The following is a 14,387-nucleotide window of genomic DNA, read 5'->3' as shown; positions in this document are numbered from 1 at the left end:
ATCCAGCCCCTCTCCCCGTCCTCCAACACACTCTCCCCTTCCACACACAACAATCTCACGCCGATCTGCCCTCCGGGCAGATCCAGACCACTCCTCCCGTCCCCCACACACAAATAGAGCAGCCGACCCCTCATCGGCTGCTCCACAAATCATCCTTTGACGGCTCCTGAAAGCCCATCTGTATAATATCTCTGCATTACAACAAACAAAATCGCAATCGGCACCGAAATGCAAACCGCTCCCGCCGCAAAGCAAGTATACCAGCTGTCGATATACTCCTTCTCCAGCATCTTCCACAGACCCAGTGCAACCGTATAATACTTCGCATTCGCTCTGCAGATAACCTTTGCGAAAATAAAGTCCAGCCACGGTCCCAGAAATGCACTCAAAGTCGTGTACACAATAATCGGCTTACTCAGTGGAATTGTCACCTTCGTAAATACCTGGAATCTCGTTGCTCCATCCAGATAAGCCGCCTCATCCAGTGCCTTCGGAACCGTATCAAAAAATCCCTTTGCAAGCAGGAATCCCGCTCCGGAACCGCCCGAGTACACCAGAATCAATGCCACACGGATCATCGATCCCTCCGAAAGGCCAACTGCCTTTAAAATATAGTAGACAGCAACCATCGACATAAATGCCGGGAACAGACCTAAGATCATCGCGATGTTCATGTAAGTCTTACGGATTTTAAACCGCATTCTCGACATGCAGTAAGAAACCGAAAGCACAAATATTGTAGAAATCAGACAACTGAACACCGCAATGATAAATGTGTTCTTAAACATCTGCGGAAAGTCTAACACCTGCGTATCTGTAAACAGACGCACATAATTATGAAGCGTATATCCCTTTGGGAAAAAGCTGGTAACATAAGATCCCTTCTGTGTACTGAAGCTTAAGAGTGCAATCCACAGAACCGGAATCACCCACACAATCGCAAGCAGTGCCAGAACCACATGTACAATCACATCGGAAATCATTCCACGCGCTTTCATGGAGTGTGTTTTTTTCTCTTTGTTATTCATTATTGGAATCCCTCCTCGTTCTTGTAAGAACCAGTATTCCGGTACGTGATCAGTGAAACCACAGCCAGAATGACAAAGGTAAGAATACCGACAACCGCACCAACGTTAAAGTACTGTAAGTCAACTGTCAGCTTGTACAGCCAGGTAACCAGAAGGTCCGTCTTTCCGGCGGTTGCTCCGACCGGAACCGGTGCTCCTGCAGTCAGCAGATAGATAACGTTGAAGTTGTTGATATTACCCGTAAACGTCGTAATCAGATACGGAGTCGTGACAAACAGCATATACGGCAGCGTAATCTTAAAGAAAATTGTCACAGGACCTGCGCCATCAACACGGGCTGCCTCGTAAAGCTCACCCGGAATGTTCTGTAAGATACCGGTAACCTGCATCATGGTAAACGGAATACCAACCCAGAGGTTGATGATAACAACCGTTGCTCTCGCCCAGGTCGCATTTGTCAGGAACGGAAGCGGACTGCTGATCAGACCGGCCTGAACCAAGAGGTTGTTGATCAGGCCGTTGTCCTTTAACATCGTACGCATCAGAAGAAGAGAAACGAACTGCGGAATTGCAGCGGAGAGCATAAAACAGAATCTCCAGAATCCCTTGATGCGGGTTGTTTTACGATTGATGACAATCGCAAGAATCATACCAAGAATATAGTTCAGGAAGGTAGCGAGCACAGCCCAGATCAGGGTCCATCCAAGAACAGACCAGAATGTCTTGCCGATCGAGTTGCCCATGCCAAGAACCGTACTGAAATTTTTCAGTCCAACCCAGTGAAAAATCGTCAGATGGTCGCCGACTTTACTGTAGCTGGTGAAAGCCATACAGATCATAAAGACCAGTGGAAGGATTGTGAAAATCACAATACCGAGAATCGGAAGTGTCAGCAGGGTCCAGTGCAGTCTCTTGTCAACGAGTGCTTCCAGATCCTCTTTGATGGTGTTGATATGTTTCCCTTCCTTTGCACGACACTCTACCTCATAAGCGCTCTTCATATTGACACGCCAGATCATAAAGAAGAGAACCGTAATAAAAATCGTTGCTACTCCGTAGAGCAGGAACAGAATTGTCATATCGCCGCCGGTATATTCATAAATACCCTTGGCCTCGTTCCACACCTCTTCCTGCGCACGGCCGCCCAGGGTGATGAGATGATAGAGATTGTTGATACCGCCTTCGATCATAAACAGGAGATACGCAATTTCTACTGCCAGAAATAAAATACCCTTTACGATCTGTTTGTGAGCCAGATTTCCCAGTCCCATGACAAACATGGAAAGTTTCGTGACCGCATCGCCCTTTGTGATGGCTTTTGTCACCGGATAGGGAGTCTCAAACTCTTTGGCGCGTTTTTTCAATGATGCCATAATCTATCCTTTCCGAAAGACAGGCATTGTCAATCCTGGTGTCTGACAATGCCTGTGGTTTCAATCCTGTTGATTTCCGAACACTTCAGTGCCTGTCTTGCTTACTCGACTGCAGAAGTATTCATGCTTGTGTTCAGTTTCTCTGTCATTTCTGCAGCGTTATCATGGGTAACTTCACCGTTGACCAGAGATTTACCAAAATTCTCTGCCGGAGTCCAGTAGTTGCTCATATTCTTAACGAACGGCTGGATGATAGAAGTATTGTTGAAGGTATCGTTCTGAGCAGTTACCAGTGCATCGTCTGTGATCTGGGAAAGCAGCTCTTCGTTACACGGAACTACGTTTCTCATTTCATAGTGTGCTTTCTGAGCATCTGCGCTTCCGAGATATCTTGCAAGAGCAACTGCAACCTGCGGATATTCACAGTTCGGATTCACACCGATTGCTTTAGAGCCGGAGAAGGATTTCATCTGTTTCTCCTCGCCGTTGATGGTGATGGTCGGAAGCTGTACAACACCGTAATTATCACCGAGTGCCTCTTTAACTGCGGATGCATCCCAGGAACCGGAGAACATTGCTTTTACAGAACCGTCACGCAGACCGGAAAGACCGGATCCGTCTGCATCAGATACGAAGTTCGGATTGTTTACCAGGTCAACCAGGTAATCGGTTACTGCTTTTGCTTTATCGCCTTCGAAGTCAACGCCTGCTGCCTCGTCTGTTCCGTCCTCACCGAACAGCGTACAGCCGTTTGCTACGTAGAAGGAAGCAATGTACCAGGAGTTTGTAATCGGGAAGGAAATCTTGTCTTTTGCGATCATGGTATCCAGGTTTTTCACTTCATCCTCAGTGAATGCAGATTTATCATAGTACATAAACCAGGTGTTTGTGGTGAATGGTACACCATAGATATCGCCGTCAACGGATACGGAATCTACAATTGCCTGAGAGTTGTTCTCTTTTACCTCCTCAACTGTCTGTCCGCCGAGTTTTGAAATTCCGTTTGCAGCGATCAGGGATGTCAGGTTGTCGTTTGCAAACATGTAAACATCTGCTGCTCCTTCAACGTCCTGTGTTACGGTATCTTTTGCATCGCTCTCTGCGCATACACCGTAATCAAAGGTAATGTGCCAGGATGGATGCTCCTCTGCAAACTGATTGCACATGGTCTGCAGCCACTCACCGCTGTCGCTTGCCTGATCCTCTGACGGAGACCATACGGTAAGGGTTGTGGTAATTTCCTCTTCCTCTGCTGCGTTGGAAGCAGATGCGCTTGTGCTTCCTGCCTCGGATGTGCTCTTGGAATCGTTTCCGGAAGCGGCATTTGAAGAACCGCTGTCGCTGTTTCCGCATCCTGCCAGCATGCCAACTGCAAGTGCTGCGGTCATCATAATAGATACTACTTTCTTTTTCATATTGAAAATCCTCCTTATATGATTTTTCTTTCTGGAACGTCTGCTGTCATATCGCATTTGCTGCTTGGTATCTCTCGTTCTTGTTGATTTTATTATAGCAGTTGGCGGATTTTTCTGAAATATCAAGAATCTATGATCTATGTTGGATTTCTACGTTACATTTCTACACCGGAGCGTATCCGAAAAATCATTTCCGCAATCTGCAGAATTCTTTTCCGCAACAAAAAAAGAGGCCGCGCACCGTTTTTCCGGTGCGTCCTGCCTCCTCTTCTGTTTTTTATTCCGCCTTCTGCTCGGCTTTTTCTTCTGTCTTCTGATCTTCCTGTGAACTCAGGCTTTTCCTTTCCTGAATCATCTCCTGAATGATTTCATCTCCGCCTTCCTCCTGCCACTCTTTTACAAAATCATCAAAAGAAGAAAGCTCAGACTCGCCCCGGATAATTTTTAAAAAGGTCTCCGATTCCAGTTCTTTTAAGGTGTAACGATATGCTTCTGTGGTCTTCGTCCGGGTCGGATAAATCGTATTCACTCTTTGAATCTTTTCGTCGCTTAAAAGCGAGCAGGCTGTGATACGGGATAAATACGCGCTCCACTCCTCCGCACTCGCTGTTTTCGGGTTCTCCAGATAGGCGCGGCATACCTTTTCGAACGATCTTTCCAGAATCTCCAGCTCATCCTCCGATTTTTCCCCGTTCAGTGCCGCCTGCAGATTTTCGTAACAGATCGTCAGTGCCTGATTATAGTCGAGATTGATTGCTAAGGGGCGTGCCGTCGGATCGATATTTCCCGTATAATATTGCTGAAATTCTCCTCTTGGATCATCGTAGGAATAGCGCATATAATCAAACATCACCGACAGGATCTTCGGCACAATCTCCGGATATTCATACCCTTTTCGCACTACCACATAATTTCCGGTCAGCTTTTCGTTGCAGTACCGCACACTTCCATCCTTCCCGGTCCGAATCAGAAACGGCTGCCAGTCGGCCTCCGGATCCGTCTCATGACAGCGCCAGAGCGGGTTGTTCGGTGCCCACCACGGTGCGAAGAAAATGCCGCAGCGTCCCTGGGCAATGAGATCGGCAATGTCATCCTGTGTGCGGATCAAAAAGTCCCGGTCAAGGACGCCCTCCTGGTACCAGTCTGCCAACATGCCAAGTGCGTCTTTTACATTGGGCTGAACGGAACCATAAACCGGCATTCCTTCCGCATCCGTCAGCCATCTTCCCGGATATGCACCAAATGAGGCAAAAATAAGATTCATGCCGTATTCCGAAGAAATGCCCGTGCCGCCGTACAGAGTTGTGCTGACTGCAAGACCGATGTTACCCATCTCCTGGTTTGCCGGATTCTCCTCTGCAAACGTCAACGCAATATGTTTCACATCATCGATCGTTTCCGGTACGGAAAGTCCCAGTTTTTCCATCCAGTCCTTCCGCACCCATAGAAGATTCGGACCGTCCGAAATGTTGGTTTCCGGGAATGCCATCAGCTTTCCGTCAAAGGTACAGCCCTGCAGAATCTCCTCACCGTAGCTTGCATAAATATCCTTGATACGGTCGCTGGCACAATTTGCATAAACCTCTGTAAGATCGGCAAGCTGATCGTTTTTCTGCATAGAATTCATCGTTTTCTGGTCTACAACCATGATATCGGCAATGTTTCCTGTTGCGATCATGGTGGAAATGCCAACGTTATAGGTATCACCGTTGTTTTCATAAACATCCTCGTTCTGTACATTAATGATTTCGCGGATCAGGCGTGTATAGGCATTGTCCTCATAGGTTTCTCCCTCCGGGAGATTGGAATTATTCACACCCGTCATTTTTGCCAGCGTGTACGTGATGGTTTCCGGGTAACGTCCGTACGGCGTTGTTTTCGCTTCCGTAAGAGCCGCAGCCTCATTTCCGGCAGCATCGGAAACAGAATCATTCCCTGCTGCGCCACTTTCTCCGCAGCCACCCAGAATCGTTCCCGCTGCCAGCAATACAGCGAGGCCTGCCGCAATTTTTTTTTGCATCATGCCTGTACCTCCCTTTCCACACCCGGAATCCGTACCGTCACTTTCGTTCCCTTTCCCGGCTCACTCTCAATCGAAAGACCATACGCTTCTCCGTATTCGAGCTGAATCCTGGAATTGACATTCCGCACACCGTAGCCGCTGCTCTTCTCCGTCAGAATGGTCTGTGCTTTTTCCTGTTCCATGCCAACGCCATTATCCGCCACGGAAAGCACCACACAGTCTCCGTCGCGCCGTCCGCTGATTGTGATCACGCCTGGCTCACTGCCGCGCCGCCGGTCAATTCCATGTGCAATCGCATTTTCGGCAAGCGGCTGCAGAATCAGGTTCAGTGTACGGTAATCCAGAATATCCTCCGCCACATCCATTTTGACCGTAAAACTGTAGTCGTGAAACATTTCCTGAATCTGCAGATACGAACGCACATTGTCGATCTCCTCGCGGATGGACATCGTATTTTTGCCTTTGTTCAGAGAAGTCCGGTAGTACCGCGAAAGCGCCAGCGTAGCCTTGCTGATATCATCCGAACCGATTTCCAATGCTTTCCAGTTGATCAGCGACAACGAATTATACAGAAAATGCGGGTTAATCTGCGCACGGAGCGCCGTCATTTCATACTGCTTCTGGCGGATGCGGCTCTCATAGACTTCCTGAATCAGCTGACGGATACGCGACAGCATCTGATTAAAGCCACGCGTCAGATCACCGATTTCATCTCTTTCCGTAGAAACCATTTCCACTTCCAGGTTTCCTTCCTCTACCTCGGCCATCGTCTTTTTCAGCTTTTCAAGGCGGTGCGCCATATTTCCGGAGAATCTCATAATCACGACCGCAGAGAAAAGGACGCAGCCCGCCCACATCAGAAGAACTATCAGAAGAATCGGCTGCATCGGACTGATGATGCCTTTTTTCGGCAGATAGCACGCGGCATGCCATCCATTCTGCTCAATCTCCTTTTCCAGGAGAATGTAGTTCGCTGTATTCTGCTTCTCTTTTTTTTGTATCTTCTGAAAGTCTGAAAATTCCATCTGGTATTTCGCATTCCTGGTCATCTTCTGATTTTCATACAGCACTTCTTTGTCCTCATTGTAGACGAAAACACCGTAATCCTCATTGACTGCAAGCTCCATGGAGCCAAAAATCTTACTGTAGTCCATGGAAATGTATAAAAAACCGCCTTTTCCGTCATCAATCAGCGGCATAGACCGCACCATCGTCACCGTTCCCTGATCCATATCGGCATACCAGTGAACGTCATTGTCCGCCGGTGCTGTCCATTCATCATTTTCAATTTCCTGCGCCGGACGCAGATACGTGCCGTGCGGAATGACGAAATCACGCACATAGACCGTAGACCGTCGGATTTCCGGGTAAAAATAACTTAAGGAATCCATCATCGGATCAAACTCTTTCACCATGCGCTCGTATGCTTCGAAGCTGTTTTTGTCTTCTGCCTTTACAATCTGAACAATTGTCTGGTCGAATGCCAGATAGTCCGACATACTCTGGTGCAGCGCAAGCTCCGTATTCACATCGTCCACTGCCTGATCAAAGGTGGTCTGCAGATTTTTGATCTCACGCTCGACAAGTACACGACGCATCTGGGTGTAAAACATTGTGAACATCAGGCACATTGGGAAAAGTCCTGTGAGAACGTAAGCCACGATAAGCTTCCGGTGTACCTTCATATCTGAAAATGCTTTTTTTATTCTAGCGGCAAATGATGTCATCTTACTCCCCCTGATCCCGGTATTTCTGCGGGCTGATTCCAAAATACTCGCGGAAGCTCTGACAGAAATAGGACACATTCACAAAACCGCATTTTTCACAGATTATACCGATTTTCTCATTCGTATTTTCAAGCATCTCCCGCGCACGCTCCATGCGGAAACCTTTTAAGTAGCGGCTCAGGTTTTCTCCTGTATTTTTCTTGAAAATGCTGCTCAGGTAATTCGGTGTCATGCCGACCTCGCGCGCAAGCTGGTCGACGCCCATGCCGCTGTCAGAATAGTTCTCACGGATATACTGTTTGATCTGCTCGACTTCTCTGCGTTTCGCAACACCACCGTCTGCGCGGAAGACCGTTTCAAGCCGTTCAATACCCATACGGACTGCCTGAATCACACCGACCATGTTGCTGCTGTGATACAGGGCGTCAATCTCACGGTCCAGCTCCCGCTCATCTTTTCTCTCGAGATTGTCGTAAATCTCTTTCAATAAGTTGGAAAACATAAATTTGATATAAATCTGAGAAAAAATCGTCTGATGCTCATACTTCTCGCAGAACTGGTCAAAGTGTTCACGCAGGCTCTCCAGATCCTTCATGCGAATGTCCTGCTGGATCTGGCGGATCAGGATTTCAGCATCAATCTGCACCAGCACCTCGGACTGCTCCTCCTGAAAGGGAAGAAAAACATGGTTTCCCGTGTGATAAAAGCGACGCTCCATGAGCTGCTCCGTCTGTGCAAATGCATCGTAAAGCTCAACGTCCGGCGTGATCTCACCCGACACGGCCAGAAAGCATTCCTGGTCCCACATTTCACGAATATAATGGTACAGCTTCCGTCCGAACGCTTCCCAGCCGCCATCCGGCTCCTCGCTAAAAAACAGGATGGACTGCTGTGGGTTCAGGTTCAGATAGTGAAAGGGCATCTGCAAATCGCTCTGCATCTTTTCAATCTGTTCGCTGTTTACCTGTTCAAAATAGTTGTTGGCACACTCCAGCAGTACCATACGGCAAAAATCCCGGACAAAGCTCATATCGAGAAGCGTCTGTGTTTTCTCCTGCATTGCGCTGCGGCTCTGCCCATTGACCATCAGATACAGCAAATGTTCCCGCAGAAACTCCATACTTTCGTCCTTCCGTTTTTCCTCACGCTCACTCTTTGCAAGCTTTTCGTTGATTTCACCAACCACCTTTTCAAATTCTTCCGGGTTGACCGGTTTTAAAATATAGGCGAAAACACCGTAAGAAATCGCCTTTTTCGCGTAGGAAAACTCATCATACCCACTGAAAATCACCGTTTCCGTCCCCGGATACTCCTCATGAATCCGGGAAAGAAGCTCAATTCCATCCATGAACGGCATATTGATGTCGGTCAGAAGCACGTCAATTTTCTCTTTTTCGAACACCTCCAGCGCTTCCTCTCCATTGGAGGCCTCCAGAATATTCTCCCGGATATTCATCCGCGAAAGCAGCATTCGAATGCCCTTTCGCTCTATCATTTCATCATCTACAATCAGATATGTGTACATGCATCGATCCTCTTTCTAAGCAGCCTGCCTAAAGCGGCGCATACTGGTTTTATTATACCATTCCCGCGGCAGAATTGCATAGCATTTACCGCTCAAAACCGTTACCGGAAACGCAAAAACAGAGCCGGTGAAAACATTCTCATCCGACTCTGGTTTTTCTATTACATGATTTCAGGACGCCACTCATCCTGTCCCGAATCAGGCCTTCGTCCTCTCCCTTTTACTTCTGATATTCCTCAATTCTGCAAACATGTTCTTTTGTCTTTTTATTATAATTAATTCCTACCAGAAGCAAGTTTCCCTGATATTCTTCCAGACTTCTGCAATATTCTTTGTCCTTAATCTGCGCAAGCGCACCCTCTGCTGTTTTGTCCCATTTCAGTTCTACAACCAGCGCCGGTTTGTCCTGGTATCTTTTTCTTGGTACGAAAACAAGATCCGCAAACCCTTTTCCCCCAGGCAGTTCACGGTAAACCGTGTAAAAATTCCGTGCTGCATACAGTGCCAGTGAAATCGTATAGCTCAACGCATTTTCATCATTGTACTGAAGCTGTGACGTTTCAAAATGTGCCAGCCGAATTCCCTCTGCTACCTGTGTTTCCTGTTTTTCCCACACAGCCTGCAGAAGATCTGCGGAATTTTTCAGTGCCTTTGAAATATCTCCCCATTGGGAAACGGTTACCGCACTGGCATATTCTGACTGTACCTCGGCATTCGGAATAAAAACATATTTATTCTGTTCCTCATAACCAAGATATCCAAGATGAATCAGCAGTGTCAGCACATCATCCTCTGTCCGGAAAGTTGTCATATCATTCGTAAAACTGCCCGTGTTCACCGGAATCTTTTTCCCTGCCATCATCTGCAGTACGTCATCCCGCAGGCCGTCAAAATTCAGATCAATATACCACTGTAGTGCTTCAAATGTTTCTGTCTGATTCCAGTAATTGCCGATTTTCCGGAATCGCATGGCATTGACAACCGAACGCGGGCTGTAAACCGAACTTTCTCCCGGGAACGAATAGCCGTCATACCAGTTTTTAATTTCTGCCAGATCCATCTGATACCGGCCGCAGAGTTCTTCTACTTCCTGCTCCGTAAATCCTACATATTCTGCGAGCGGCCCTGGATCAAGCATTGTAAATTCATCAAACATATTCAGTGCAGAATGGGTTCCATATTTTTTGATCGGCAGAATACCCGTCAGATAGGCAAGTGCTACGTAAACCTTATCTTTCAGAAAATCCCGCAGGAAATCAAGATACTCTTCCTGTGCTTTTTTATCCTGCTGATATTCCCGGAAAACACAGTCCCATTCATCAATGATAATGATAAACGACTGTTTTGTTGCCGCATAAATATCCTGCAGCGATTCTACCAGATCCGTATCGTCAAAGTAGTCCACGTCCGGATAACTGTTTTTCAGTTCCCGCAGCAGCATTCTTCGAACACGGTCAATCACCTGGCCAATTTCCTTGCTCCGGCTCAGAAATTCCTGCATATTCAAAAAAATCGTAGGATATTGATTTAAGTGCTGTGCAAATACAGCATTTTGAGAAATTTTCAATCCAGAAAAAAGTTCTCTGGAATCGCATTCCTTCCCATAATAAGCCGTCAGCATATCCGCCGTCATAGATTTTCCAAAGCGCCGCGGACGGCTGACACAGACATATCTCTGCACAGTATTAATCACCTGATTGGTATACTCGATCAGCCCTGTTTTATCCACATAAATTTCGGACTGAACCGCTTTTGCAAATTTTTCATTTCCCGGATTCAGATAAACTCCCATATTCCACCTGCGCCTTTCTCTTTCTACCTCTATCATACGATATTCTTGCCTTAAGTTCAATTTAGCATAAGTTGAAAAATGCCAGAATGTTTTTAACTGAGGCAAAACATTCTGGCTGTTTTTTCTGGGATTGCTATGAGTCAATTAATTAATGAATAAAGAACGCGTCCTCTTCCTCGTCTTCCACAACCGGTGTCATCGGGTTATACTCGGTTTCCACCAATTTTTTCACCAGCTCGTGATCGAAGTTGCGGCGGATTTCACAGGTTCTGTCGAAAATCATGGTTGCTTCATCCCCTGGGGTGCATGCCGGCCAGTTCGGGAGGGATGGGGTTTCCGGACTTCCGTAGCGGGCAAAGTTGATCCAGGCGGTGGCCATACGCTCCTGCAGACGGTCTGTTTCGCCCGGGACATTGCATACGGCGATGCGGTCGATGTTATGGAATACGAACGGAATCTCGGCACAATGCCATGCGGCTTTTCCGCCATCGATCGGGAATTCATAGGTAAACTGATAGGAATAAGTCGGCGCTTCTGTAAACTCCGATTTCTGACGAATGAATTCGATCGTGTCCGGACGGAAGAACGTATCCACAGACCACAAATCGGCAATTGTTTTGTCCGGATATGCTTTTTCAAAAAGAGAAATCAGCTCCGGCGTTGCATCGCCATATTTTCTCGTCAGGAACGCAATCTGTTCCTCACGGTTCATCTCATGTTTTCCCGGCACAACCGGTCCAAAATCAAACTCACCGATGTTGGTTCCTGCCAGCACAGGAATCGTTTTAGCGTGATCCGTAAATCCGCACTTGATCGGATTTCCGCGGAACCAGCCGTTCTCCATCGGTCCCTGTCCGATATAGCAGCCTTTCGCAGCAACCTCTGCCTCAACTTTATTGTACGCATTTGACAGCTCATAATACGGGATCGTCTCAAGCTTCTCCACCTCGGACTCGTCCAGATTCAGTTCTTTTAACAGAGCCTTCACAATCGCGGTGCCGTCTCCATCCTCTTTCTGATAAACCTTTGCCTCATAAACACCGCTCTCGATGATACCCTTCTGGAACAGGCCGTCTGCTGCCGGCGTATTCATCAGCGTTGCCACCTTCATACCGCCGCCGGACTGACCGAAAATCGTAACATTCTCCGGGTCTCCGCCGAATGCCGCGATATTGTCATGTACCCACTGCAATGCAGCTACCATATCTGCGTTTCCTGCATTCGCAGAATTTTTGTATTTTTCGCCAAACGGCGAGAGATCGAGATAACCGAGGATATTCAGCCGATGGTTCACGGAAACAACAACGACATCACCGAACTCGCTTAAGTGATCCCCCTCATATGCCACATGCTCAATCGCAGAGCCGGCGCTGAAGCCGCCGCCGTGGAGCCATACCATGACCGGCTTTTTCGCACCCGGATCAAGACTCTGTGTCCAGACATTCAGGTTCTGGCAATGCTCGTCCTGCGGCCAGTAACGATGCGGTACCAGCACCTCCATGTTCGGCTCATCCTGCTTTAAAAGCGGACATACATAGCCGTACGCCAGCGCATTTTTGATTCCTTTCCATGGTTTCACCGGCTGCGGCATCTGGAAACGGTCCGCCTCAGCGTAATGGATTCCATGAAACGCGTATGTCGTATTCAGGCGGAAGCCGCGTACCTTTCCCGCCTTTGTCTCTACTACCGGATCTGTTTTACTGCATACAAAATAATCTCCCATATTTCAGCTACCTTCTTTCTATCCTGTTCTGTGACGCGCAGTTTCCAAAAACTGCTGCAAAATCTTCACGATCCTTCCGTTTCATCAGGCTTCGAAACAACTGTCGTTTTTGCATTTACGCATCTGTTTCTTATTATACCAGACAATTTATTCGGAAACAATTCTTTTCACTTCCGTTTTCGGCTGTTTATATCAACAAAGTCCGAAAATCACGTCAAAAATGGATATTTCCATCACAACTTCAAAGTGCTACAATAAAAAAGAAGGTAAAATCAACGTAAAAAAGGGGACTACTATGACGAAAACAGTACAAAAGAGCAAAGCCCGCGATATGACCCAGGGCTCTATCTGGAAACAGCTTCTTCTCTTCTCGCTTCCGCTGATGGCCGGAAATCTCTTCCAGCAGCTTTACAACACCGTTGACAGCATCGTTGTCGGCAACTTTGTCGGCAAGGAAGCACTCGCCGCCGTCGGCTCCGTCGGTCCGATCATCAATTCTCTGATCGGCTTTTTCATGGGACTTTCCACCGGTGCCGGTGTCATTATCTCTCAGTATTATGGCGCAAAGGCGGATGAAAAGGTCAGCCGCACCGTCAGCACGACACTGGTGATGACATTTTTTCTCTCTATTGTCTTTACTATTCTCGGCATCTTCATTACACCGTACATGCTCCGCATGATGAGTACGCCGAACGACGTCATCCGCGAGTCAGCAACGTATCTTAAAATTTACTTTGGCGGTGTTGCCGGTCTGATGTTCTACAACATGGGCTCCGGCGTTCTCCGCGCTGTCGGCGATTCCCGCCATCCGCTGTATTTCCTGATTTTTTCCGCTGTTGTCAATACCGTGCTCGATCTTTTGTTTGTCGTTTCCTTCGGCATGGGAATCGAGGGTGTGGCGCTTGCAACCGTTATTGCACAGTGCCTTTCGGCGGTTCTGACGCTGTATGTGCTGACCACAACAGACGGCCCATACCGCATCTGTTGGAAAAAGCTCTGCATGGACTGGTCTTTGCTGTACCGCATCGTCTGCGTCGGACTGCCGGCAGCGATCCAGCAGATGGTGACTTCCGTTTCCAACGTTTTCGTGCAGTCCTATATCAATGTATTCGGCTCGGATGTTATGGCAGGCTGGAGTGCCTGCATGAAAATCGACCAGTTTATGATGCTGCCGATGATGAGTGTTGGTCTTGCTTCGACCACCTTCACCGGACAGAACGTCGGTGCCAGCTACATTGACCGTGCAAAGAAGGGTGCTACAACCGCATTCCTGCTTGCTGAGCTTGTAACCATTGTGATGATGATTCCTCTGCTGATTTTCGCCCCGCAAATGGTCTATCTGTTTAACCAGGAGACAGCTGTGATTCGTTATGGAACTCTGTTCCTGTATCTGCTCTCCCCGTTCTACATTCTCTGCTGCGTCAACCAGGTTTACTCCAACGTCCTGCGCGGCGCAGGAGACACCAGAACACCGATGATCGTGATGCTCGGAAGCTTCGTCGTGTTCCGCCAGATTTATCTGTTTGTGATGTCTCATATATTTGATTCCATCATTCCGATTGCACTTGGTTATCCGGCGGGATGGCTGGTATGCAGTGTTCTGATCTATGCCTGCTATCGGAAATTCCGGTGGGATAAAGGAATGCGGAAAAACTGAAGGATTCCTTTCCTGACATAAGCAAAAGGGGCTGTTGCACTAAGAAAATGATATGCTCCCTTCTAGGTAGGCAAGTGAAATAATAAAAACTTGTCACTTAGGAGGGAGCATATTTTATGTCCAA

9 protein-coding genes are annotated in these 14,387 nt (G+C 47.6%); 1 reads left to right on the top strand and 8 read right to left on the bottom strand.

The window, feature by feature from the left end; all coding sequences use genetic code 11:
* Positions 1 to 149 precede the first annotated feature (149 nt).
* The 8 genes from DW769_RS13240 to DW769_RS13205 form a co-directional block, all read right to left on the bottom strand.
* A complete protein-coding gene (locus DW769_RS13240; RefSeq protein WP_227094136.1) occupies positions 150 to 1,028 on the bottom strand; it encodes a sugar ABC transporter permease in 879 nt (292 codons plus the stop codon).
* The gene (locus tag DW769_RS13235) at positions 1,028 to 2,401 is read right to left on the bottom strand and encodes a carbohydrate ABC transporter permease (RefSeq protein WP_117761299.1); all 1,374 of its coding nucleotides are present in this window, start codon (positions 2,399 to 2,401) and stop codon (positions 1,028 to 1,030) included. The genes DW769_RS13240 and DW769_RS13235 overlap by 1 nt, the downstream gene beginning before the upstream one ends.
* 101 nt (positions 2,402 to 2,502) lie before the next feature.
* Positions 2,503 to 3,816, bottom strand: coding sequence for an extracellular solute-binding protein (locus DW769_RS13230; protein ID WP_117510163.1), 1,314 nt, complete (start codon positions 3,814 to 3,816; stop codon positions 2,503 to 2,505).
* Between the two features lie 277 nt (positions 3,817 to 4,093).
* Entirely contained in the window at positions 4,094 to 5,839 is a 1,746-nt protein-coding gene (locus tag DW769_RS13225; protein WP_118750476.1) for an extracellular solute-binding protein, read from the bottom strand.
* Positions 5,836 to 7,566 carry a sensor histidine kinase gene (locus DW769_RS13220; protein ID WP_158579825.1) on the bottom strand — a complete coding sequence of 577 codons (1,731 nt, stop codon included), beginning with the start codon at positions 7,564 to 7,566 and terminating at the stop codon, positions 5,836 to 5,838. The genes DW769_RS13225 and DW769_RS13220 overlap by 4 nt, the downstream gene beginning before the upstream one ends.
* A 1-nt stretch (position 7,567) precedes the next feature.
* Positions 7,568 to 9,091: a response regulator gene (locus DW769_RS17080; RefSeq protein WP_118750474.1), complete on the bottom strand. Its 1,524-nt coding sequence runs from the start codon at positions 9,089 to 9,091 to the stop codon at positions 7,568 to 7,570.
* 220 nt (positions 9,092 to 9,311) lie between these two features.
* Positions 9,312 to 10,883, bottom strand: a complete 1,572-nt coding sequence (locus DW769_RS13210) for an AAA family ATPase (protein ID WP_117801639.1) — start codon at positions 10,881 to 10,883, stop codon at positions 9,312 to 9,314.
* Between the two features lie 148 nt (positions 10,884 to 11,031).
* Positions 11,032 to 12,606: a carboxylesterase/lipase family protein gene (locus DW769_RS13205; RefSeq protein WP_118750473.1), complete on the bottom strand. Its 1,575-nt coding sequence runs from the start codon at positions 12,604 to 12,606 to the stop codon at positions 11,032 to 11,034.
* A 295-nt stretch (positions 12,607 to 12,901) separates the two neighbouring features.
* Here DW769_RS13205 and DW769_RS13200 point away from each other — a divergent pair, with 295 nt between their 5' ends.
* Positions 12,902 to 14,263: an MATE family efflux transporter gene (locus DW769_RS13200; RefSeq protein ID WP_118750472.1), complete on the top strand. Its 1,362-nt coding sequence runs from the start codon at positions 12,902 to 12,904 to the stop codon at positions 14,261 to 14,263.
* The last annotated feature ends 124 nt before the right edge of the window (positions 14,264 to 14,387 follow it).

It is taken from the genome of Blautia sp. AM29-29 (genome assembly GCF_003480555.1).
GTDB lineage: Bacteria > Bacillota > Clostridia > Lachnospirales > Lachnospiraceae > Fusicatenibacter > Fusicatenibacter saccharivorans.
Note: the sequence above shows the minus strand (reverse complement) of the source record. Positions and strands in the feature narration are given on the sequence as shown.